Annotated in this window: 23 protein-coding genes; 8 read left to right on the top strand and 15 right to left on the bottom strand. The window is 61.1% G+C overall.

The window, feature by feature from the left end:
• Positions 1-120 precede the first annotated feature (120 nt).
• Positions 121-495 (top strand): PilZ domain-containing protein, encoded by a 375-nt coding sequence (locus tag ACIGEK_RS06870; protein ID WP_269379944.1) that lies wholly within the window; start codon positions 121-123, stop codon positions 493-495.
• A 45-nt stretch (positions 496-540) separates the two neighbouring features.
• Here the strand turns inward: ACIGEK_RS06870 and radA are convergent, their stop codons facing one another.
• From radA to ACIGEK_RS06855, 3 genes are all read right to left on the bottom strand, one after another.
• The gene (radA, locus tag ACIGEK_RS06865; protein ID WP_397492570.1) at positions 541-1905 is read right to left on the bottom strand and encodes a DNA repair protein RadA; all 1365 of its coding nucleotides are present in this window, start codon (positions 1903-1905) and stop codon (positions 541-543) included.
• A 68-nt stretch (positions 1906-1973) separates the two neighbouring features.
• On the bottom strand, positions 1974-2252 hold the full coding sequence (locus tag ACIGEK_RS06860; protein ID WP_397492569.1) for a YdcH family protein: 279 nt from the start codon (positions 2250-2252) through the stop codon (positions 1974-1976).
• A gap of 84 nt (positions 2253-2336) precedes the next feature.
• Positions 2337-2579 (bottom strand): YdcH family protein, encoded by a 243-nt coding sequence (locus ACIGEK_RS06855; RefSeq protein WP_339523124.1) that lies wholly within the window; start codon positions 2577-2579, stop codon positions 2337-2339.
• A 135-nt stretch (positions 2580-2714) separates the two neighbouring features.
• Between ACIGEK_RS06855 and ACIGEK_RS06850 the strand changes: the two genes are divergently transcribed.
• The 3 genes from ACIGEK_RS06850 (at position 2715) to ACIGEK_RS06840 (ending at position 5083) form a co-directional block, all read left to right on the top strand.
• A complete protein-coding gene (locus tag ACIGEK_RS06850) occupies positions 2715-3461 on the top strand; it encodes an EAL domain-containing protein (protein ID WP_397492568.1) in 747 nt (248 codons plus the stop codon).
• A gap of 67 nt (positions 3462-3528) precedes the next feature.
• Positions 3529-3942 (top strand): large-conductance mechanosensitive channel protein MscL, encoded by a 414-nt coding sequence (gene mscL, locus ACIGEK_RS06845; protein WP_397492567.1) that lies wholly within the window; start codon positions 3529-3531, stop codon positions 3940-3942.
• Positions 3943-4057: 115 nt separating this feature from the next.
• Positions 4058-5083: a CNNM domain-containing protein gene (locus ACIGEK_RS06840; protein WP_397492566.1), complete on the top strand. Its 1026-nt coding sequence runs from the start codon at positions 4058-4060 to the stop codon at positions 5081-5083.
• A gap of 3 nt (positions 5084-5086) precedes the next feature.
• Here the strand turns inward: ACIGEK_RS06840 and ACIGEK_RS06835 are convergent, their stop codons facing one another.
• A complete protein-coding gene (locus ACIGEK_RS06835) occupies positions 5087-5860 on the bottom strand; it encodes a ferredoxin--NADP reductase (RefSeq protein WP_397492565.1) in 774 nt (257 codons plus the stop codon).
• 110 nt (positions 5861-5970) lie between these two features.
• The gene (locus tag ACIGEK_RS06830; protein WP_397492564.1) at positions 5971-6966 is read right to left on the bottom strand and encodes a TRAP transporter substrate-binding protein; all 996 of its coding nucleotides are present in this window, start codon (positions 6964-6966) and stop codon (positions 5971-5973) included.
• Positions 6967-7359: 393 nt separating this feature from the next.
• Between ACIGEK_RS06830 and ACIGEK_RS06825 the strand changes: the two genes are divergently transcribed.
• Entirely contained in the window at positions 7360-8484 is a 1125-nt protein-coding gene (locus tag ACIGEK_RS06825; protein WP_397492562.1) for a methyltransferase, read from the top strand.
• A gap of 110 nt (positions 8485-8594) precedes the next feature.
• On the opposite strand, the gene ACIGEK_RS06820 is transcribed toward ACIGEK_RS06825, so the two are convergent.
• From ACIGEK_RS06820 to ACIGEK_RS06785, 8 genes are all read right to left on the bottom strand, one after another.
• Positions 8595-8738 carry a DUF2474 domain-containing protein gene (locus ACIGEK_RS06820; protein ID WP_090249480.1) on the bottom strand — a complete coding sequence of 48 codons (144 nt, stop codon included), beginning with the start codon at positions 8736-8738 and terminating at the stop codon, positions 8595-8597.
• Between the two features lie 10 nt (positions 8739-8748).
• Complete coding sequence (cydB, locus tag ACIGEK_RS06815; protein ID WP_397492561.1) at positions 8749-9756, bottom strand: cytochrome d ubiquinol oxidase subunit II; 1008 nt, start codon at positions 9754-9756, stop codon at positions 8749-8751.
• Positions 9757-9758: 2 nt separating this feature from the next.
• Positions 9759-11198 (bottom strand): cytochrome ubiquinol oxidase subunit I, encoded by a 1440-nt coding sequence (locus ACIGEK_RS06810; RefSeq protein WP_397492560.1) that lies wholly within the window; start codon positions 11196-11198, stop codon positions 9759-9761.
• Between the two features lie 238 nt (positions 11199-11436).
• Positions 11437-12012 (bottom strand): NTP transferase domain-containing protein, encoded by a 576-nt coding sequence (locus ACIGEK_RS06805; protein ID WP_397492559.1) that lies wholly within the window; start codon positions 12010-12012, stop codon positions 11437-11439.
• A 1-nt stretch (position 12013) separates the two neighbouring features.
• A complete protein-coding gene (locus ACIGEK_RS06800; protein ID WP_397492558.1) occupies positions 12014-12985 on the bottom strand; it encodes an XdhC family protein in 972 nt (323 codons plus the stop codon).
• Between the two features lie 16 nt (positions 12986-13001).
• Positions 13002-14204 (bottom strand): cytochrome c, encoded by a 1203-nt coding sequence (locus ACIGEK_RS06795; protein ID WP_397492557.1) that lies wholly within the window; start codon positions 14202-14204, stop codon positions 13002-13004.
• 2 nt (positions 14205-14206) lie between these two features.
• On the bottom strand, positions 14207-14746 hold the full coding sequence (locus tag ACIGEK_RS06790; protein ID WP_397492556.1) for a (2Fe-2S)-binding protein: 540 nt from the start codon (positions 14744-14746) through the stop codon (positions 14207-14209).
• Positions 14739-17567: a xanthine dehydrogenase family protein molybdopterin-binding subunit gene (locus tag ACIGEK_RS06785; RefSeq protein WP_397492555.1), complete on the bottom strand. Its 2829-nt coding sequence runs from the start codon at positions 17565-17567 to the stop codon at positions 14739-14741. The genes ACIGEK_RS06790 and ACIGEK_RS06785 overlap by 8 nt, the downstream gene beginning before the upstream one ends.
• Positions 17568-17837: 270 nt before the next feature.
• Between ACIGEK_RS06785 and ACIGEK_RS06780 the strand changes: the two genes are divergently transcribed.
• A complete protein-coding gene (locus ACIGEK_RS06780; RefSeq protein WP_397492554.1) occupies positions 17838-19067 on the top strand; it encodes an MFS transporter in 1230 nt (409 codons plus the stop codon).
• A 4-nt stretch (positions 19068-19071) separates the two neighbouring features.
• Here ACIGEK_RS06780 and ACIGEK_RS06775 read toward each other — a convergent pair whose 3' ends face one another.
• On the bottom strand, positions 19072-19626 hold the full coding sequence (locus ACIGEK_RS06775; protein ID WP_397492553.1) for a DJ-1 family glyoxalase III: 555 nt from the start codon (positions 19624-19626) through the stop codon (positions 19072-19074).
• Between the two features lie 185 nt (positions 19627-19811).
• Here ACIGEK_RS06775 and ACIGEK_RS06770 point away from each other — a divergent pair, with 185 nt between their 5' ends.
• Entirely contained in the window at positions 19812-21104 is a 1293-nt protein-coding gene (locus tag ACIGEK_RS06770) for an NCS2 family permease (RefSeq protein WP_397492552.1), read from the top strand.
• Positions 21105-21244: 140 nt separating this feature from the next.
• Positions 21245-22333, top strand: a complete 1089-nt coding sequence (gene trmA / locus ACIGEK_RS06765) for a tRNA (uridine(54)-C5)-methyltransferase TrmA (RefSeq protein WP_397492551.1) — start codon at positions 21245-21247, stop codon at positions 22331-22333.
• A 2-nt stretch (positions 22334-22335) separates the two neighbouring features.
• Here the strand turns inward: trmA and ACIGEK_RS06760 are convergent, their stop codons facing one another.
• Positions 22336-22722 (bottom strand): DUF4345 domain-containing protein, encoded by a 387-nt coding sequence (locus ACIGEK_RS06760; RefSeq protein WP_397492550.1) that lies wholly within the window; start codon positions 22720-22722, stop codon positions 22336-22338.
• Positions 22723-22834 lie beyond the last annotated feature (112 nt).

Raw genomic sequence — 22834 nt, 5'->3', positions numbered from 1 at the left:
TAAAAGCCCGCCACTTGGCGGGCTTTTTTTATCTGCCGAGCCACCCGCAGCACAGATAAAACCAAGCCATCGTCAGCAGCCTTGGCTATAGTGGATAAAACCTCGCAGGAGTTTCTTTGCATGAGCGAAACAGCCAATGAGCGTCGGCGCTTTCACCGCATCGCTTTCGACGCCCCCACCGAGATAGTGCAAGGGGAACGGCGCTGGGCGGTCGAACTGCATGACGTATCGCTGAAAGGCCTGCTGATCAAGCGCCCCAACGGCTGGAACGGCGACCCTAATCAGCCGTTCGAAGCCAATATCCAACTGGCCGACGACACCCGCGTGCTGATGGAAGTGGTACTGACCCGCACCCAGTCGGATCTGCTCGGCTTTGTTTGCCGACATATCGATCTCGACTCGATCAGTCACCTGCGCCGCCTGGTTGAACTCAACCTCGGCGATGACAGCCTGCTGGAACGCGAACTTGCTGCCCTGGGCGAAGACGACGAATAAACAAAAAGGAGGCCTAGGCCTCCTTTTTTCATACCCGCTGCTCAGCTACTCGAACAGAGCATCCAGCGCCTGCTCCAGGCGTGTAACGGCAATCACCTGCAAACCCGGCGGCGGATCTTTCGGCGCATTGCCCTTGGGCACGATGGCCCGTTTGAAGCCGTGTTTGGCCGCCTCTTTCAGACGCTCCTGACCGCTCGGCACCGGACGGATTTCACCCGACAAGCCAACCTCACCAAATACCAGTAGATCATGCGGCAGCGGCTTGTTGCGCAGGCTGGAAATCACCGCCGCCATCAGCGCCAGGTCGGATGCAGTTTCCAGCACTTTGACCCCGCCGACCACGTTGAGGAATACGTCCTGGTCGTAGGTGGGAATGCCGCCATGCCGATGCAATACGGCCAGAAGCATGGCCAGGCGGTTCTGATCCAGGCCCAGAGTCACGCGGCGTGGGTTGGCCATATGGCTGGTATCGACCAGCGCCTGCACCTCCACCAGCATCGGCCGGGTGCCTTCCCAGGTGGCCATCACCACGCTGCCCGGCACTTCTTCCTGAGCGCGGGTGAGGAAGATCGCCGAGGGGTTGGTGACCTCTTTCAGCCCCTTGTCGGTCATGCCGAACACGCCCAGTTCGTTGATCGCACCAAAGCGGTTCTTTACCGCGCGCAGCAGACGCAGACGACCATCAGACTCGCCCTCGAAATACAGCACGGTGTCGACCATGTGTTCAAGCACACGCGGCCCGGCCAGCGAGCCTTCCTTGGTCACGTGGCCAACCAGAAATATTGCTGTACCGCTCTGCTTGGCATAACGCACCAGCAGCGCCGCACTTTCGCGCACCTGAGACACGCCACCGGGTGCCGAGGAAAGTTGTTCGGTAAAGATGGTCTGGATCGAGTCGATCACCATCACCTTGGGCTTTTCCAGCCGTGCGGTGGCGATGATGCTCTCGATGCAGGTCTCGGTCATTACCTTGAGCTTGTCTTCCGGCAAACCCAGGCGGCGGGCGCGCATGGCCACCTGCTGCTGGGATTCCTCGCCGGTGACATACAGCGCGGGAAAGCGCGTGGCTATATTGCACAGGGTCTGCAAGAGGATGGTCGACTTGCCGATACCGGGGTCGCCGCCGATCAGCACCACTGAACCATCCACCAGGCCGCCGCCGAGCACGCGGTCCAGCTCGCCGGAGGCGGTGGAGAAACGCGGCACTTCCTCGACGCTGACCTCGGCCAGGGTCTTAAGCTGCGCCTGCTCACCGGCCCAACCCGCGCGGCCACTGGGGGTGGCCGAATTGGCTTCGAGCAGGGTTTCGACCAGGGTATTCCAGGCGCCGCACTCGCCGCACTGGCCGGCCCATTTCGGGAAGGTGGCGCCGCACTCGGTGCAGCCATACATGCGCTTGGCCTTGGCCATGCCGGACTCCTATAAACACTGAGCCCGGATCATACGAAATAGCTGGATATATTTACAGTCCCGCGCAGCTATCCCTTGCAACCGTTACCACAGCCACAACACTGCCCGGCAGCACGTTTAAGCCGGCGTGCGAGATCATCCTTGATGCCGACACGTTCCTGCTTGAGTGCAAGCAACGCATCGTCAGCCAGCAGCTCGCTACCCGCTTCGATCCGGCAGATACGTTTATCCAGGGTTTCGTAGGTGTCTGCCAGGCGGGCAAAGTCGGCATCGCCGAGGCGCAGCTCATGCAGCGCGCCGCGCAGTTCGGGGAAGTCCTTGATCAGCGGATGGTGTTCAACATGCATGCGGGCGTTCCTCTGGGATAGTCACTGCCTGCAGACTACCCCCTGAGCCGGGGCCGACACTTGACCCGGATCAAGCCCATCACGCTATGACGCACCACCGAGAAAGCCGGCCAGTTCGTCCTTGAGGCTGACGCGCTGCATCTTCAGGCCCAGCAGCAGCATCTCATCCATGGCCACCCGGCCGCTTTCCGCCTCATAGATACGTTTGTCGAGTTCTTCATACTCCTCGGCCAACCGAGCGAAATGCCCATCACTGGACAACAAGGCGTGCAGCTGCGTTTTGAACTCGGGAAACTCGCGGTGCAGCGGATGATGTTCCAGTGGCATAACGGCATCCTCATGGCGGGCCTTCATTGAGCCTAGCCCAGTCGCGCCGGCTCTGCCTAAAGGCCTTGCTACACAAGGCCCAGGCAACTTCTGCTATCTTTCTCCAGGCTCCAGGAACCAACAAGAGAACAGGTTATGAGTACAGCATCAGGATGTTCGGCTTGCCGTGACGGCCAAGGGTTGGGGTTTCCCATCAGCATGGCCTTTCAGCCCATTATCAACCTGAGTACTGAGACCATATTTGCCCACGAAGCGCTGGTACGCGGTACAGCCGGCGAATCGGCGGGCAGCCTGCTGAGCAAGCTCAACGCGGATAATCTCTACCCATTCGACCAGGCTTGCCGGATTACCGCGCTGGAATGGGCAGCCAAGCTGCAAGTACCGGCCATGGTCTCGATCAACTTTATGCCCAATGCGGTGTACAAGCCTGAGACCTGCATCCGCGCCACGCTGGAGGCGGCCACACGCTTCAACTTTCCGCTGCAGCGGATCATCTTCGAGGTCACCGAGCAGGAACAGGTGCTGGATATCGACCACCTCACCGGCATCCTGCGTGCGTACCGCAAGCAGGGCTTTATGACGGCAATTGATGACTTCGGCGCAGGCTATGCCGGGCTCAATCTGCTGGCCGACTTTCAGCCTGACCTGATCAAGCTGGACATGCAGCTGATCCGCAATATCGAGCAGGACAGCGTACGGCAGATTCTGGTCGAAGCGGCACTGCAGATGTGCCGCAAATTGGATATCCGAGTAATTGCCGAAGGCATCGAAAGCCTGGGCGAATTACGTGCCTTGCGCGACATGGGCGTGGAGCTATTTCAGGGTTACCTGCTGGCCAAACCGGCGTTCGAGTCGCTGCCCGAGGTTCACTACCCGGCCTGAGAAGTAGCTGGCAAGCGGCGCGCGCTGGATTACACTCAGCGCAACCTCACCTACCAGGGAACGCAGCATGAGCATACTCAGTGAATTCAAAGCCTTTGCGGTCAAAGGCAACGTGGTCGACATGGCCGTGGGCATCATCATCGGCGCGGCGTTCGGCAAGATCGTCTCATCCTTTGTCGGTGACGTGGTGATGCCGCCACTGGGTGTGCTGATTGGCGGCGTGGACTTCTCCGACCTGGCGATTGTGCTGAAAGCTGCCGAAGGCGATGTCGCTGCAGTCACCCTGGCTTACGGCAAATTTATCCAGACCGTGCTCGATTTCCTGATCGTCGCCTTCGCCATCTTTATGGGCATCAAGGTGCTCAACAAACTCAAGCGCGAAGAAGAAGCCGCCCCTGCTGCTCCCGCCGCACCGACCAAGGAGCAGGAGCTGCTCAGCGAAATCCGCGACCTGCTCAAGACGCAACAAAGCAGAGACTGAATGCACCCACGCGGAGGGCCGAGCGCCCTCCCGTACATGATTTGTTGCAGGACAGCGCGCTCGCTTTCAACACGCTCGTGTAAATTGATCGCCCCTTGGCTACTTTCCCCCCTCAATGACCCTCCTGATTGCGTTCGCTGTTCTATCCATCCTCGTCTCCTTTATCTGTTCCATTCTTGAAGCTGCGTTGCTTTCCCTGACGCCCAGCTACATCGCCCAGCAGAAGGCCACCAAGCCCAAGCTTTACGAGCGCTTGAAAGGGCTGAAAGACAAGATCGACCAGCCACTTGCCGCAATTCTTACGCTTAATACCGTGGCCCACACGGTCGGCGCCACAGGCGTGGGTGCGCAGGTCACGGTGGTATTTGGTGACGGTTATCTGGGCATCGCCTCGGCGGTGATGACCCTACTGATCTTGGTTCTCTCGGAAATTCTGCCCAAGACCATTGGTGCACGTTACTGGCCAACCCTGGCTCCGTACCTGCCTAGCCTGCTGGGCGGCATGATTGCACTGCTCAAGCCGTTCATCTTGATGTCCGACCTGATCATGCGACTGTTTGGTGGCAAAGAGCCTGAGCACGATATCCGCCAGGAGATCAAGGCGCTGACCCTGCTGGGCCGCGAAGTCGGCAAGCTGGATGAAGACGAACAGCGCGTCATCAGCAATATCCTCGACCTGCATGAAATCAAGCTACGCGACATCATGACGCCACGGATTGTCTGCGAGTTTGCGGCACCCGATGACACGCTAGGAGCGTTCAAAGCGCGCGTGAAAGAAAGCCAGTTCTCCCGCTATCCGGTCATCGGTGAGGATGAGTCACCACTGGGCGTGGTGTTCCGCTATGACGCCCTGGGTGCGGAAGCGGATGAGGCGCCGGTATCGAGCATCCTCAAACCGCTCAAGGTTGTCTCCGACAGCATGAACGTCGAAAGCCTGATGACCCAGATGATGCATGAGCGTCAGCACATGTGCCTGGTGTACGATGAGTTCGGCAGCTGGCGTGGCCTGGTGACCATGGAGGACATCATGGAAACCATTATCGGCAAGCCGATCCTCGACGAAACTGACGATATCCCGAATATGCGCCGCTTCGCCAAGCGCCGATGGGAACACCGAATCAAGGCCATCCGTGAGGAATAACCGCTACCAGTAGTTCTCCACCGCCACCTGCCCCGGCCGACGGGTTAGGCTGAGCTGCATATCACGTTGCTTCAGCAGCGCGCGGGTATCGTCGATCATCTGCGGGTTGCCGCAGATCATCAGCCGCGAATAGGCAGGGTCCAGGCTCAGATCGGCGGCGCGCTCCAGTTCGCCACTTTCCAGCAAGCTGGTGATGCGCCCATGCAGGCAACCGGGCACCTCCTCGCGGGTGACCAACGGCAGATAGACAAAGCGCTCGGCGTATTCCTGCAGATGCTCCTGCTGCATCAGGTCGTGGATCAGCGGCTGATAGGCCAACTCGCTGGCCGTACGCGCGCTATACACCAGCACCACACGCGCAAAGCGCTGCCACACCTCCAGCCCCTGCAGGATCGAAAGAAATGGCGCGAGCCCGGTGCCGCTAGCCAGCAGCCAGAGGTCGCGGCCATCGGCAAAGCGATCAAGGGTTAGAAAGCCCAGCGCCTGCTTTTCCACCAGTAGGCTGTCGCCGACCTGCAGCCGGCTCAGCTCGGAGGTGAATTCGCCACCCGGCACGACGATGGAGAAGAATTCGAGAAACTCATCGTGGGGCGCCGAGACCATCGAATAGGCACGCCAGACAACCGAGCCATCGGCCTTCTGCACACCCAGCCGGGCAAACTGCCCGGCCTGGAAGCGAAAGCCCGCATCACGCGTACAGCGCAGGCTGAACAGGCTGGGCGACCAGACTTGGATAGAGGTGAGGGTTTGCTGGGTGAACTTGTCGTCACTGACCATGCGAGCACCGGACCTATGCGGATTGCACAGGCCCAGTGTGGCGCAACGCCGGCCGGACAAACACCGGTAAAACCTGGGGGCTCTTGGCCTGTATCCCTTAGAACCGGCTCTTAGCGGCGATTGACCGCCTGCGCGGCACGCAGTACATCGGCACCGATTTCAGCTTCGAAGGTTTTCCATAGCGGGCTCAGTGCCGTGCGCCAGGCAGCACGTTCATCTGCCGTAAGGGTGACCACTTGGGCATTGCCAGCGCTGATGATGCGCTCGCGATCATTGCTGTTCAGCGCTTCGGCATCCTTGTTCACCGAGAAAGAGACCTCTTCGATGATCGCTTCCAGTTCGGTGCGGGTCTTGTAGGGAATGCTGGTCCAGAACTCTTTGCTGCTGATCAGCATATAGCTCAGCGAGCCGTGGTTGAGCTCGCTGATAAACGGCTGCACGGTGTCGACCTTCTGGCTGGCGATGTTCGACCACGGCCCTTCGGTGCCCTGAATGGTGCCGGCCTGCAGCGCCTTGAATGCCTCTGCAAACGGCATCTTCACGGTCTTGGCGCCAAGCTGACGGAACTGCGCCTCCAGCACCGACGAGGGTTGAATACGGAAGGCTAGGTCCTTGGCATCTTCGGGCTTGCGCAGCTCGCGGTTGGAGGTCAGCTGCTTCATGCCGTTATTCCAGTAGGCCAGGCCGTAGATGCCGTGGCTGGACATGGAATGCAGCAGCTCGCGGCTCTTGTCACGTTTCTGGAAGCGTTTGACCGCCTCTAGGTCGTCGAACAGAAACGGCAGGTCAAACACCTGTAGCTGTTTGGTATAAGCCTCGAACTTGGACAGCGAAGGCGCCAACATCTGCACCTTGCCCTCGCGCAACGCGTTGATCTCCTCGCCATCGCCGAACAGCGTCGAGTTCGGGTAAACCTCAACCACAATCTGGCCGGCCAGGCGTTCTTCCACCAGCTTTTTGAACAGCAGCGCACCCTTGCCCTTGGGCGTGTCCTCGGCCACCACATGGGAGAACTTGATCACGATGGGCGCCTTGCCTTCCGCCTGGGTCGGACTTGCCGCGACCAGCAACGCAGTGAAGGTTAAAGACAGCAGGGACTTGAACATGGACATACCTTTTTGCAAATAGAACGCCGTGAAGCCTGCATAAGCAGGCCTCATTAATTGGGGGGTGTGGGCTATGGATGATTCGGCGCACGCGGCAAAGCAGCGGCGCGGTCCTGATCATCAGGCGCTACCAGATCGCAGCCGGGCGTAATGCTCGGGGCCTGGTTATTATTTGAATGCCGACCTTGCTGACTCATGCCTGCTGACTGACGGGTATCAGACACGACTGGGCAGATCCGCAAGGGGGCGGCATTCTTCGGCAAAGCCGCGTGTGGCACAACCGCGATTTACTGAACCAGCTCGCAGTTCCGAGACTTTTCCGCCACTTGCACCGACAATAGCGACCAACTGCACTTTCTATCGCGCCCTTGCGGGCTGTTACCCGAGTTTCCCATGCCTGTATTCAGCACCCCATTCGCCCAGCTCGATCTGCTTCGCCAACCCGACCAGCCCCACGAGCCGCTGCAGGCGTTCGATGCTGCGGACGAGTACCTGCTCAACCATCTACATGAACAAGGGCTGACGAGCAGCGTGCGGGTATTGGTGCTGAACGACAGCTTCGGCGCACTGGCGGCGAGCCTGGCTGGACAGGCGCAGGTGACCAGCAGCGGCGACTCCCACCTCGGCCATCTGGGTTTGCAGGTCAACCTGCTGCGTAACCAGCTGCCGGCAGATGCCGTGACGTTTGTGCCGGCCAGCGCAGTCGCCCAAGGGCCGTTTGATGTGGTGCTGATTCGCGTACCGAAAACCCTGGCACTGCTGGAAGAACAGCTGATCCGTCTGCACGGCCAGCTTGCCCCCGGCGCGCAGGTGATTGCAGCGGCCATGATCAAGCACCTGCCGCGTGCAGCCGGTGATCTGCTGGAGCAATATATCGGCCCGGTGCAAGCCTCGCTGGCGGTGAAAAAAGCCCGCCTGCTGTTTGCCACGCCGGCAGCCAAAGCCGCGCCCGTATCGCCCTATCCGACGCGTTATCGCCTGGAAAAGCCGGCTATCGAGCTGCTTAACCACGCCAACGTGTTCTGCCGTGAAGACCTGGATATCGGCACCCGCGCCTTCCTCCCGCACCTACCAAAACACCTAAGTCGAATGCGCGTTGCCGATCTTGGTTGCGGCAACGGCGTGCTCGGTATTGCCTATGCACTGGGCAGCCCACAGGCCGAGCTGACGCTGGTTGATGAGTCGTATATGGCGGTGCAATCGACCCAAGAGAACTGGCGCGCTGCGCTGGGTGAGCGCCCGGTAGAGATTCGCGCAGGCGATGGTCTGGCCGAGCAGGCGGAGGATTCGCTGGACCTGGTGCTGTGCAACCCGCCATTCCACCAGCAACAGGTGGTCGGCGACTTTCTCGCCTGGCGCATGTTCCAGCAGGCCCGAGCAGCCTTGGTAACCGGCGGCGAACTGTGGATCGTCGGCAACCGCCACCTGGGCTACCACGCCAAGCTGAAACGGCTGTTCCGTGGCGTAGAACAGGTGGCGGCTACACCGAAGTTTGTGGTGCTGAAAGCGATCAAATAAGCACAGCCCCGAAGCTCTGTAGGAGGGGCCTCAGCCACGATAAACCGCCATTACAAGCTCGCCGCTGAAGCGCCTCCTACAGTGCATCGCTGATTGACGTTGAATCGCGCTTACGGCGTGCCCATACCCGCCGCCTGCATAAACAGACGCAGCAGATAGGACACCGCTCCCAGGGCCAGCACGCTGCCGGCCCAGATCGCTACCAGCCAGCCGAGCCGCTGCCACAGCGGTTTTTTCTCTTCTACATCGTTCATCACTCGCACCTTAGTGATAGCCATCTTCTTCCGTAACCTTGCCGCGGAACACGTAATAGCTCCAGGCGGTGTACATCAGGATAAAGGGGATAATGAACAGCGCCCCGACCAGAATAAAGCCTTGGCTCTGCGGTGGTGCAGCGGCTTCCCAGATGCTGATCGACGGCGGAATGATATTTGGCCACAGGCTGATGCCGAGACCGCTATAGCCGAGGAAAATCAGCGTCAGGGTCAGCAAAAACGGCGCGTAGTTGGCGTTGCGTGCCACCGCGCGCAGCAGCGCCCAAGTGCACAGCAGCACCAGCAGCGGCACCGGCATAAACCAGAAGATATTTGGCAGGCTGAACCAGCGCTCGGCGATTTCCGTATGGGCTAGTGGCGTCCATAGGCTGACGATGCCGGTCACACCAAGCAGCACGAACACCAGCGGTCGCGCCATATCGTGCATCTGCTGCTGCAAACGGCCTTCGGTCTTCATGATCAGCCAGGTGCAGCCAAGTAAGGCATAGGCGGCAATCAGCGCCAGACCACAGAACAGCGAGAATGGGGTAAACCAGTCCAGCGAGCCGCCGACATACACCCGATCAACAACCTCGAAGCCGTCTATATAAGCCCCCAGCGCCACGCCCTGAAAGAAGGTCGCGGTCAGCGAGCCGCCGATAAACGCCTTGTCCCAGATATGCCGTTTGGCGGCCTTGGCCTTGAAGCGAAACTCAAACGCCACACCGCGAAAGATCAGCCCTAGCAGCATAAAAATCAGCGGCAGGTAGAGCGCGCTGAGCACCACCGCATAAGCCAGCGGAAAGGCGCCGAACAGTGCCGCGCCGCCAAGTACCAGCCAGGTTTCGTTGCCATCCCAGACTGGCGCAACGGTGTTCATCATTACATCGCGCTCGCCTTCGTTTTTGACGAAGGGAAAGAGGATGCCGATGCCCAGGTCGAAGCCGTCCATGACTACATACATCATCACCCCGAAGGCGATGATCACGGCCCAGATCAGCGAGAGATCAATACCCATGTTCAATTCCTCCCTGCCGGCAGATCAGTCTCGCCGTCGTCAAGATCTTCCTCGGCCGCTGACAATGGCCGCGATGGTGTGCGTTTCTGGCCTGGGCCACCCTCAGCAACTTCCTTGCCTTCATCGGTGATCGGGCCTTTGCGCACCAGGCGCATCATGTAACCAATACCGACGCCGAACAGGGCGAAATACACCACCACGAACAGGATCAGGGTCAGGCTCATCTGCGCAAAACTGTGCCCGGATGAGGCATCAGCCGTGCGCATCAGGCCATGGATAATCCAGGGCTGGCGACCGATTTCAGTGGTGTACCAGCCGGCGAGAATGGCGATGATCCCTGATGGGCCCATCCATACCGCCAGGTGCAGAAACGGGCGGCTCTGGAACAAAGTGCCGCGTGTGCGCAACCAGAGGCCCCAGAGGCCGGTGATGATCATCAGCATGCCCAGGCCGACCATGATCCGGAAGGTCCAAAATACGATGGTCGAGTTGGCTCGGTCTTCCTTGGCGAACTCCTTGAGCGCTGGCACCTGTTTGTCCAGGCTGTGGGTCAGAATCAGGCTGCCGAGGGCGGGAATTTCGATCTTGAAGCGGGTTTCTTCTCGCTCCATATCCGGCCAGCCGAACAGGATCAGCGGAGTTGGTTCGTCGCCATGGTTTTCCCAGTGGCCTTCGATCGCGGCGATCTTCGCCGGCTGATACTTGAGAGTATTCAGGCCGTGGAAGTCGCCGATCACCGCTTGGATTGGCGCTACGATCAGCGCCATCCACATGGCCATCGACAGCATCTTGCGGATCGCCGGGTTGTCACGCCCACGAAGCAAGTGCCAGGCCGCCGACGCGCCTACGAAGAAGGCGGTGGCAAGGAACGCCGCCGTGGCCATATGTGCCAGCCGGTAAGGGAATGAGGGGTTGAACACCACCGCAAACCAGTCCACCGGGATCACCCGGCCGTCGATAATTTCGAAGCCCTGCGGGGTGTGCATCCAGCTGTTGGAGGCCAGAATCCAGAAGGTCGAGATCAGCGTACCGACCGCCACCATCACCGTGGAGAAGAAGTGCAGGCCCGGGCCAACGCGGTTCCAGCCAAACAGCATGACCCCGAGGAAGCCCGCTTCGAGGAAGAATGCGGTGAGCACTTCATAGGTCAGCAGCGGCCCGGTGACCGCCCCGGCAAAGTCGGAGAATGCACTCCAATTGGTGCCGAATTGGTAGGCCATGACCAGCCCGGAGACCACGCCCATGCCGAAGTTGACCGCAAAAATCTTCGCCCAAAAGTGGTACAGATCGCGGTACACCTCTTGTCCCGTTTTCAGCCACAAGCCTTCCAATACCGCCAGGTAACTGGCCAGGCCAATGGTGATGGCCGGGAAGATGATGTGGAACGAGATGGTGAATGCGAACTGGATTCTGGCTAGATCGAGAGCCTCCAATCCAAACATGGCGTTTCCTCAGTCAGGTGATACGGGGCACGGCCACGGGCGCGCATGCCAGTCACGGGTATTCAGTCGGGGGATTATTGTTCTGGTTCAGATAGCATCGCGCAGGGCCAAGCGCCCCACATAACCCTGCAAGATCAGTATTGATGCGGATCAAGGTATGTACAGAGAGTAGCGCTTGGCGCACTAAGTTCGGCTGTGGTCGATTGTCGCGCGACTGGCTGCCACAAGGGTTGGCGCCTTATGTCGGCGCCAACAGCGCCTGCGGCCGGTCAACATCGCGCAGCACACCGGGGTCAGTCAGCGCGACGCCCTGGCAAGCGGCAGCATACGCCTGCAGCAACGCGCGCGCGCCTTCATCCCCGCGCAGGGCTTGCAGTTGCGGCCAGAAGGCGCGGCCAAACAGCACCGGATGACCACGTTGACCATCGCACAGCGGGTAGACGATGCGTTCGGCCGCCGCCTGCTGGCACAGCTGCCACAGGCTGTTGGCTCCTACCCAGGGCATATCGCCGAGTAGCACGGCGATGGCTTCAGCGTCGCACCCAGCCAAGGCCTGCACACCGGCTGCAAGGCTGTGGCCCATGCCTTGATCGGCGTTACGGCAACGGATAATCCGGCAATCCGCCGGTAGCCCTAACGCCTGCGCATCATCCTCGTCGCGCAGCAGCACATGCACCTCATCGAATACCTGCAACGCACGCTCGGCACTGGCCGCCAACAGGCCGCGCCCATCCGGCAAACGGGCCAGGCGCTTGTCACTGCCGAAGCGTCGGCCGCGCCCGGCGGCCAGCAGCAGTGCCAATACGCGCGGCATTCTAGAGTGCATCCCGCGGCAAGCCGTTCCGCACGCGCAGAATATCGGCGAGTACCGCCAGGGCGATTTCCGCCGGAGTCTTGCTGCCCAGGTTCAGGCCAATCGGCGCGATAATCCGCGCCAGCGCTGTGTCATCCAGCCCTCCCACCCGGCGCAAACGCTCGAAACGCTTAGCACTGGTGAGCATAGAACCCATCACACCGATATAGAACGCTTCGGTGCGTACGGCCTCGATCATTGCCAGGTCGTCGATGCGTGGATCATGGGTCAGCGCCACCACCGCGGTGTCGGCATGGCAGCCGCCCAGGCGGATGACCTCCGATGGCAGCTCGCGACGGATTTCTACTCCTGGCAAGTCGACGCCCTGCAGCACTTCTTCGCGCGGATCACAGAGCACCACCTCGAAACCCAGGCTCTGGGCGAACTCGGCACAGACATGGGCCACTGAGGAATAACCCGCCAGCAGCAAGCGCTGCGCCGCGCCGACGCGCAGGCGCAGCAGATTAGGCTGGCGCTCCACCCGTGGCCCCTGCGTGTTGTCGGCCAGCAAGCGGCGCTCGCCGGTTGGCAACACCACTTCGCGGATCAGCCGGCGCTGGCCGGCCAACGCACTTTCCAGTTCACGCAGGTGCGCCTGTACCTCGCAGTCGGGCGCGAGGTTTTCCACCAGCACTTCCAGCACGCCGCCGCAGGGCAGGCTGATCCGCGAGCGCGGGTCGCTGCCATCGCCATAACGCAGCAGATACAGTGGTTCGGGAAAGGCGCCAGCAACCAACTGCTCAAGTAATTCATCCTCGACGCAGCCGCCGGATAGCGAACCAACCCACTCGCCGCTCGCCGTGGCCGCCAACAGCGAACCCGGCGCGCGCGGGGCCGAACCATAAGTGGCCAGCACCGTGCACAGCCACACGCGCTGCCCGCCAGCAGACCATTGCAACGCCTTGCGCAGCACCAGCAGATCGAGGCGCTGCATCAGCTTTTACTCGGCATCAGTGGCCTTTCTCGCTGCGCAACTGGCTGACCTGCTGCGGGCTCAGCTCGGCTGCCTGGCCACCCCAGGTCTGCCGCAGGTAATGCAGCAGGTCGCGCATCTGCCCGTCATCCAGTTTGTCGCTGAAGCCCGGCATTGGCTGCATGCGCTCAAAGCCGGTGAACTGCTGCTCCTTGATGCCGTCATCAATCACCCGTAACAGGTTGCGCGCATCGTTCAGGCGCAGAGTGGTGTTGCCCTCCATCGCCACGGCCACGTGGGGAATGCCCTCTCCCGCCGCACCGTGGCAACCGGCGCAGGTATTGAGGTAGTGCTGACGGCCCTGCTGAGCACTCGCGCCGAGCTGGTCCAGCGCCACGCTGGCGACCTTGCGCGGCTCTGGCGGTTGGTCGCCAAGCAGGTAGGTGGCCATGGCCTTGTGATCGTCCAGAGGCAGGTACTGGGTGCTGTGGTGAAACACCGGGTACATCTCGTTGAACATCGAGCCTTGCGCACTGATGCCGTGTTTGAGGAAGGTTGCCAAGTCCTCAGGGTTCCAGCCGCGCTCGGCCAGCTCGTCGGCCAACAGACTCGGGGCTTCATAACCTAACAAAACGCCACCCTGCATACGCTTGTCCTGCTGCAACGCACCAATGACATTGCGCGGGGTATGGCACTCGCCACAATGGCCCAGCACTTCGACCAGATACTGACCGCGCTGCCAGGGTTCACTTTTGCCTTCAGCCGGCTGCAACTGCACGCTGTCCTTATAGAGCATGTTCCAGAAGCTCAGACCGAAGCGCAGATTGAACGGAAAGCTCAGGTCAGTCTGCGGGCTGGGTTTGGCGATCGGTTCCAGGCTCATCAGGTAGGCGTAGATGGCGTCGGAGTCTTCGCGCTTGAGCAGGTGATAGGAGGTATACGGCATCGCTGGGTAGAGGTTGCTGCCATCACGCCGCTCGCCCTCGGCCACCGCTCGGTAGAAATCATCAGCGCTGTAATTGCCGATGCCATGCTCTTTGTCCGGGGTGATATTGGTGCCGTAGATGGTGCCGAATGGCGACTCCAACGGCAGGCCGCCAGCGTACTCGGCGCCGCCTTCGATGCTATGGCACGCCACGCAATCGGCGGCACGCGCCAGGTACTTACCGCGTTCAATCAGTTGCTCGTCGGCCGCAAAGGCCGTGAGCGGCAGCAGGGCTGCCAGCACAAATGCGCGCATGTTCATCCCTCCTTGACCAGGCCGAGTGACTCCACCACATCGCGCGCGGCACTGTAGTAGCGCACGTAGCCGGTGCAGCGACAGATGTGCTTGCCCAGGGCATCTTCGATCTCGCCGTCCAGCTCGCTGCGTTTGACCGGCTGACGCTGCAGTTTTTCCACCAACACGGTGGCGGCGTTGACGTAACCAGGGGTGCAGTAGCTGCACTGGAAGGCGAATTTGTCGACAAACTTCTGCTGGATCGGGTTGAGCTCGCTGACCTCGCCCTGGGCATCACGCTTGGCGTGGCCCTCGATGGTACGCACGCGCTTGCCATCGAAGAAGTGCACACCGGTGATGCAGGTGCGGATTTCTTCGCTGGTGCCGTCGGCCTTGTCGAGGATCGCCACACAGGCGTGACACACGCCCTGGCCACAGCCCAGACGCGAGCCGGTGAGGTTCAGGTGTTCATGCAGGAAGTCGATCATCATCAGATCGTCCGGCACCTCAACAGGGCCGACGGCCTGACTGTTGATGATCATGCTCAAAATGCGCTTAGCCATGGAGGGCCTCCTTGATGCGGGCCGGAGTCAGAGGAAGGTCGCGCAAGCGCTTGCCGGTAGCATGGGCCACGGCGTTGACGATGGCGCCAACCACCGGAATCATCACCACCTCGGCGATGCCCTTGGCCGGATCACTGGGTGATAGCGGCGGCAGAATCTCTGCGGTTTGCGCCCACACGGCGCAGTCTTTGGCGCGCGGTAATTGATAGCGATTGAAGTTCCAGGTGCCATCGCCGGGGCCACCTTCATACAGCGGCATGTCTTCCAGCAGTGCGTGGCCGATGCCCATGGCGATGCCGCCTTCGAGCTGACCCAGTACCAGCTCTTCGACAATCACCCGGCCGCATTCGAGCCAGGAATGATGATTGATCACCCGCGCCTCGCCACTGCCCTTGTTGACCTTGATCTCAACCAAGGTAGCCACCGGGCTGTAGTAAGTGACCATGGCATTGTTCAACTGGGTGACCGGGTAGTTGATGCTGACCCGGTCGAGCAGGTGGAAACCGTTACGGCTCATCTGCGCCTTCTTTGCCGCCTCAGCGCCATCTCCGTATTTCACCGCCAGCGCGTCCAGCGGCACACGCTCGCGCTGGCCGTTGATATCGAACTCGCCCTCGGCCCAGCTCCAGCGGTTGAAGCCGTGCACACTAACGCCGGTTACCAAGCCCAACTCGTGGGCCTTGTGCGCCAGCAGCTTGAAGGGAATCGGCGGCATGCCATCGGCGGTCAACTTACCGTCAACCCAATGGGCATTTTCCCGCCGCACCACATACGGATTAGCCAAGCCGCCGTACTCACCACGGCTCCAGATGGCCATGGCCGCCGGCCACAAGCCATGCATAAACAGCACGCGCGCCGCTTCGCGGGTGGCATGCCCAGAGTAGTAGGACGAGTTGGTCGCCGACGACGGCGAGGCCAGCTTGCCAACCCAGCGCGGGTTGCGCAGCGCGGCGTCCTGCTCAGCCTGACTGATGATGTAAGGGTTGCCGCTGGTAGTCAGCGCCAACTCAGCCCATTCGGTTTCACCAGTCTTGATCTCGTCGGCGGGCTGACCGAGGTAATCGGCGACCAGCAAGGCCTGCGAGGTGGCCATACCGGTGCCCATGTCGATGGCAATATGGCGCAGGCTGACGCGGCCATCGGCTGTGAATTCCAGGCTGGCCATCGGCGCTTCGGAACCGGTGCCGAAATCCTTCTGGCAGATGGCGAAACCGACGCCATACAGGTTATCCGGGTCTTCGGCGTCGAAGCGCTGTTTACGCGCCACGCGGTTCTTCCAGATTTCGTGCTGAGCGGCCTTGTCGAGAATTTCGTCCAGACGCAACGCACCGGCCGGAATCGCGCCCTGGGTGTTCTTCATACCGGACTGGAACACGTTCTTTTTACGCAATTCGATGGCATCAATGCTCAGCCGCTCGGCCACTTCGTCCACCATCATCTCGGTAGCGGCCATGGTTTGCAGCGTGCCGTAACCACGCATCGAACCGGCTTCCACACCGCGCGAGTAATACGCGGTGGCCGCCAGGTCGCTGCGCGGCAGGTAATAGATCGACTGCGCCGCCGTAGCACCAACCGCCGCCACCGAAGAGCTGTAGTTGGCACGGCCACCGCCATCCACATCCATGTGTGCACGGAAGATCTGGAAGCTGTGATCCTGCTTATTCACCGCCAACTGGTAGTGCATGTCGAAGGGGTGACGCTTGATGCCGCTCTGGAACTGCTCATAACGGTCATTGGCCAGGCGCACCGGCATGCCGCCACCGTAAATCGCAGCCAGGGCGGCGTAGAACACGAAAATGTTGTTGTCCTTGGAGCCATAACCCACGGTGTAGCCGGGGTGCATGTTCAGCTTCTGCACACCAAAACGCGACGGCGCGAGCATGTGCGCGGTCTGCTCGGCCACTTCAAACGGGCACTGGGTGGCGACCACGAAATGCAGGGTGCCGGTAGCGGCGTCAAACCAGCCGTTGCCATTATCGGCCTCCAGCGCGCAAGGCTCGATGGATTGGGTTTTGAAGCGCTCATCGAACACCAGCCAATCATCCGGCGGGCTCTGCAACTGCTGCTGCATCTGTTCGGCGTGATACAGCCCTTGCTCGGTGAGATCGCCACTGATCTTGCCTTCGCCCCAGGCCGGCTTGCGGTTATGGATCAGCGGAAACAGCATGCTGTCCTTAAGGCTGGAGAAGGTGTCGCGGTCGAACGGCGTCGCGCCGCCGACTCGCACAAAGCGAAAGCTACCGTATGGGTCGGACTGGAACGCCGGCGCTGTTTCACCGTAGCGGATCACCTTGTCATTGAACTTGAGGATGTTCTTGGCCTGGCGATAGCGTTCGAAATCCTTCCAGATCAGCAGCGCCACCGGATGCCCGATAAACATCGGCACCTGCCCTTCCGGCAACAGCGGATCAAGGTGGTGGCCATCCGGAAAGGCGATGCCATCCTTGGCCAGATCACTGGCGGTGACCACCCGATCAGGCTGCAACTCAGCCGGCAACAGCGACAGATCGAAGCCCTGATAGAGCTGTTCGGTGCGCGTGGCCTTGAGCAACAGGGCATGGCCTTGCTGTTGCGGCCAGCCGGGCATGTCCTTGGCACGGATATCACGGGCAAACACCTTGGCCCCACAGGCTTTAGACACCCCATCGATACGCGCCACCGCCTTGCCGCTGGCGTCGTACCAGGGCTGCGGCATGGCGGTCACCTTGTCTTCGAACAGGGCGGCAAACGCCTTACTGCCCAGCGGCGCAAAGCTGATGCCGATACCGGCGATAACGCTGCCTTGCAAAAAGGCGCGACGGGATAACTCAGGAGTGGACATGTCCGTTCCTCAAGGCCAGAGCAGCCTGGCGTCAGTGTGAACAAATTGGCGAAATACATGCACCGTACGCATAGCGCGTAGGTATCGGGAGTAAGCGTAGTCGAGGTATTTTTTGACCTAAAAGTCAGATTCTACTCAAGTCGCCCTCACAACAGAATAAAAAACTGCCTTTTTAGTCAGCTTTAAACCCGCACATGCTGCGCCCTGCGTCGCGCCCGAGCAGCTACATGCTAGGCTGCGCAGCTGATCAGCCGCCTCAGCACAGCCTCCATGTCCAGTCTTCTGCTGCGCCACCATCGCCCATTCCTCGCCTTCTGGTTTGCCCGAGTATTCACTGCCAGCGGCTTTCAGATGATTACCGTGGCCATCGGCTGGCAGATGTATGCGCTGACCGGCAACGTGCTCGACCTTGGCCTGGTCGGGCTGATCGAATTTATGCCGAAGATCCTGTTTATCCTGCTCACCGGGCATGTCGCCGACCGCTTCGACCGGCGCAAGGTGGCGGCGCTGTGCCAGGGCGCACAGGGGCTGATTGCGCTGAGCCTATTGCTCGGCAGCAGCGCAGGGGGCATCAGTCGGGAAATGATCTTTGTGATTGCCTTTCTACTCGGCACCGCGCGCGCCTTCGAGATGCCCACCACTCAGGCACTGCTACCGAATATCGTGCCGCCTGGGTTGTTTCCCGCCGCTGTGGCGGCGTCGGCGTCGGCGATGCAGGCCGCCACCATTATTGCGCCAGCGCTGGGCGGTTTGCTCTATGCCGTCGGCACGCAGTGGGTCTATGGCCCAGCGGTGCTGCTATATGGCTGCGCCCTGAGCCTGATGCTGAGCCTGCCGGCGCGCCAGTTGCCGCTGAAGCAGAAGGTATCGCTGGATTCGCTACTGGCCGGCTTTCGCTTTATCCGCAGTCGCCCCGCCGTGTTCGGCGCGATCTCTATGGACATGTGCGCCGTGCTGCTCAGCGGCGCCACCGCGCTGCTGCCAGTGTTTGCCAAGGACATCCTCCTCACCGGACCCTGGGGCCTCGGCCTGCTGCGCTCGGCGCCGGCGGTGGGCGCACTGCTGATGTCGCTGTGGCTGGCGCGCTTTCCCATCGAGCGACGGGTCGGCCCGGTGATGTTTACTTCGGTGGCGATCTTCGGCGTGGCGACCATCGGCTTCGGCCTGTCCACTTCACTCTGGTTCAGCCTGGCGACGTTGGTGCTGCTAGGCGCGGCGGACATGATCAGCATGGTGATTCGCGGCGCGTTCGTGCAACTGCAAACTCCGGACGAGATGCGCGGTCGCGTCGGCGCGGTCAACGGCCTGTTTATCGGCGCATCCAATCAACTCGGCGACTTCCGCGCGGGGGTCAGCGCCGCCTGGTTCGGCACGGTGCCGGCGGTGCTGATCGGCGGCGTGGGCGCCATTCTGGTCACCGGGTTATGGATTCGCCTGTTCCCCGAGCTGGCCAGGCGCGACCACATGCACCCGCAAGGCACAGAGCGGGCAGGCGACTGAAGCACTAGCCAACCAGCATGGCCTCGGCGACCTGCTTGCGCACGGCCTTGCCACACAGCTGCTCGACCAGGATCAACGCGAACGCCAGGGCGGTGCCTGGGCCCTGGCTGGTGATGCAGTTGCCATCGACCACCACCGGTTCGTCGACAAACACACAGCCACTCAGACGATCACTGAACGCCGGGTAGCAGGTCATGCGCCGCTGCCTGAGCACGCCGTACTGTTGCAGGGCGACTGCGGGCGCCGCGCAGATGGCGGCAAACAACTTACCGGCCTTGGCCTGCTCACGCACCCGCTCGGCCAGCGGCTCGTGCTCGGCCAGGTGCTGCGCGCCGGGCATGCCGCCGGGCAGCACGATCAAGTCGAAGGGTTGGGCCAGTACATCCACCAGCATGGTGTCGGCGGTCAGCCGAGTACCACGGGCGCAGGTGATCATCCGCCGGCTTTCGATACTGGCCACCACCACCTCAACCTCGGCACGCCGCAGTACATCAATCAGGGTCACGCACTCGAGGTCTTCAACACCATCGGCAACGCTGATAAGGGCCCGTGCAGTCATCAGTTCGCTCCTTGTTCTGGCCGTGCATAAACTGTCCAAGCGGTCATAAATTCACCCGTTCCGGACGAGCTGATATGATGCGCGCCTTTTTCCAGATCGCCAGCAAAAACATGCACCCACGCGTGGATGTGCTTTGCTTTCGGTTTGCATAAACACGGCAAAAACGCCGTTACGGGGAGTGCCACATGCTGGAAAGACTGTTCCAACTCAAAGCCCATAACACCACGGTGCGCACTGAGGTGCTCGCCGGGCTGACCACCTTTCTGACCATGGCCTATATCCTCTTCGTCAACCCGGAGATGCTGGCCAAGACCGGCATGGACCATGGCGCGGTATTCGTCGCCACCTGCCTGGCCGCCGCCATCGGCTCGCTGATCATGGGCCTGTGGGCTAACTACCCAATCGCCCTGGCACCGGGCATGGGCCTCAACGCCTTTTTCACCTACACCGTGGTGATGACCATGGGCCACACCTGGCAGGTGGCGCTGGGCGCAGTATTCCTCTCCGGGGTGATCTTCTTTCTGTTGTCGATCTTCAAGATCCGCGAGTGGATCATCAACAGCATCCCGCTGGCCCTGCGCGCCGGCATCGCTGCAGGTATTGGCCTGTTCCTGGCAATTATTGCCCTGAAAAACGCCGGTATCGTGGTCGATCACCCGGCCACCCTGGTGACCCTCGGCGACATGACCCAGGGCGGTGCCCTGCTGGCCTGCCTGGGCTTCTTTGTCATCGCTGCACTGGCACAGCGCCGCGTGACCGGCGCAGTGATGATCGGCATCCTGCTGATCACCGCCCTGTCCATTCTGTTCGGCCTGTCCAAACTGGATGGCGTGGTGTCCATGCCTCCTTCGGTCATGCCAACCCTGATGCAACTGGACATCATGGGCGCACTGGATATTGGCCTGGTCAGCGTGATCTTCGCCTTCCTCTTCGTTGACCTGTTCGACACCTCCGGCACCCTGGTCGGCGTCGCGCAGAAGGCCAACTTGCTAGACAAGGACGGCAAGATGCCCAAGCTCGGCCGCGCCCTGCTGGCAGACAGCACCGCGACCATGGCCGGCGCCGCATTGGGCACCTCGACCACCACCAGCTATATCGAATCCGCTGCCGGCATCAGTGCTGGCGGACGCACTGGCCTGACCGCCTGCGTGGTGGCGATTCTGTTCCTCCTGGCGCTGTTCTTCGCTCCGCTGGCCGGCGCCGTGCCAGCCTACGCCACCGCGCCGGCACTGCTGTTTGTCGCTGTGCTGATGATGAGCAGCCTGGCGCAGATCGACTGGGACGACCTCACCGTCGCCGCTCCGGTGGTAGTAGCTGCCCTGGCCATGCCGCTGACCTTCTCGATTGCCAATGGCATCGCCTTCGGCTTTATCGCCTGGACCCTGATCAAGCTGCTGGCCGGCCGCTGGCGCGACCTCAACCCGGCGCTGGTAGTGCTCTCGGTACTGTTTGCAATCAAACTGGCGTACTTCGCCTAACAGGCGGTTGAAAACGTAGGCGAGGCAGCTGAGCCTGTTTTTAACGACGCATCTGCAACGTAGATAGTTTTTCTACAGCCTGTTTATGACCTAGCGGGTGAGCAATCGCTCACCCGCCTCCAATTTGAAAAGAGTCCTGCATGAGCCGTTCCCAGTTCGATCCCGCCAACTACGCCGCCCAGCTTGCTGACAAGCAGCAGCGCCTGATCGAGCTGCTGGCACCGTTCAACGCTCCAGCTCCGGACGTATTTGAATCGCCGCGCGAGCACTATCGCCTGCGTGCTGAATTCCGCCTGTGGCGTGAAGGTGAGGATCGCCATTACGCGATGTTCGAGGCCGGCGATAACCTCAACCCGATCTTCTTCGAAGACTTTCCTATCGCCAGCGCGCAGATAAATGCACTGATGCCGCGCCTAAAAGCCGCATGGCAGGCCAGCAGCCCCCTGAGTTTCAAGCTATTTCAGGTCGAGTTTCTCACTACCCTGGCCGGCGACGGGTTGATCACGCTGTGCTACCACCGCCCGCTGGATGCAGCCTGGCAAGCTGAAGCCGAGAAGCTTGCGGCCGATTTGCAGGTCAGCATCATCGGCCGCTCCAAGGGCAAGCGCATCGTGATCGGCAGAGACTATGTCGAGGAGAAACTGCAGGTCGCCGGCCGTACCTTCAGCTATCGCCAGCCAGAGGGCGCGTTCACTCAGCCCAACGGTGAGGTGAATCAGAAGATGCTCGCCTGGGCCTACGAAGCGCTCGGTGAACGCTCAGACGATTTGCTGGAGCTGTACTGCGGTAATGGCAACTTCACCTTGCCGCTGGCCACCCGCGTACGCAAGGTGCTGGCCACCGAGATCAGCAAATCCTCGGTCAACGCAGCCCTGGCCAACCTGGCCGACAATCAAGTGGATAACGTGACGTTGGTTCGCCTGTCCGCCGAGGAGCTGACCGAGGCGCTGAATGAAGTGCGCCCGTTCCGCCGCCTGGCCGGCATCGACCTGAAAAGCTACGACTTCGGCTGTGTCTTCGTCGACCCGCCACGCGCCGGCATGGACCCGGACACCTGCGAACTGACCCGGCGCTTCGAGCGCATCCTCTACATCTCCTGCAACCCGGAAACCCTGGCCGCCAACATCGCCCAGCTCAGCGACACCCATAAAGTGACTCGCTGCGCGCTGTTCGACCAGTTCCCCTACACCCACCATATGGAGTCGGGTGTATTGCTGGAGCGCCGCTAAGGTTACAGGCGCTGCAACCCACGCAGTGCCCAGAAGCACAACCCCACCGAGACCACTTCCAGCAGCAGCGCGTAGAGATTGAAGGTCTGCTGCGCGCCGCCATCCAGCCACAGGCCGCCAATGCGTGCCAACGCCAGGGCACTGTAAAGCAGTACCAGCAGGGTCAGCGCGGCGCGGGTGAAATCCAACCGGCTCAGCGACAGGCCGATAAACGCCGCCAGGCCCAGTTGCAGGCCACCGTAGAACGCCCGCATATCGGTAGCCGCCGCTGGCGACATCAGCAGCATGCCGCTGAGGTTGGCCATTTCATGGGGCTGGACAAAATAGGCCAGGCCCAGACCTGCCAATGCCAACAGTTGAATCACCAGTACTACGCGTGCAAACAGCATGGACACCCCCTCCCCCCGAAATCGAGCACGCAGCATAAGCCCCCGCCGCACCTTTCGGAAATCGACGGTGGTTAGCCATGGCCGCCCGGCGCTATGCTCAGCCTTTCACCTG

The sequence above is a fragment of the Pseudomonas sp. NPDC079086 genome (genome assembly GCF_044542155.1).
Classification (GTDB): Bacteria; Pseudomonadota; Gammaproteobacteria; order Pseudomonadales; family Pseudomonadaceae; genus Aquipseudomonas.
This window is presented reverse-complemented; position numbering and strand designations above follow the sequence as displayed.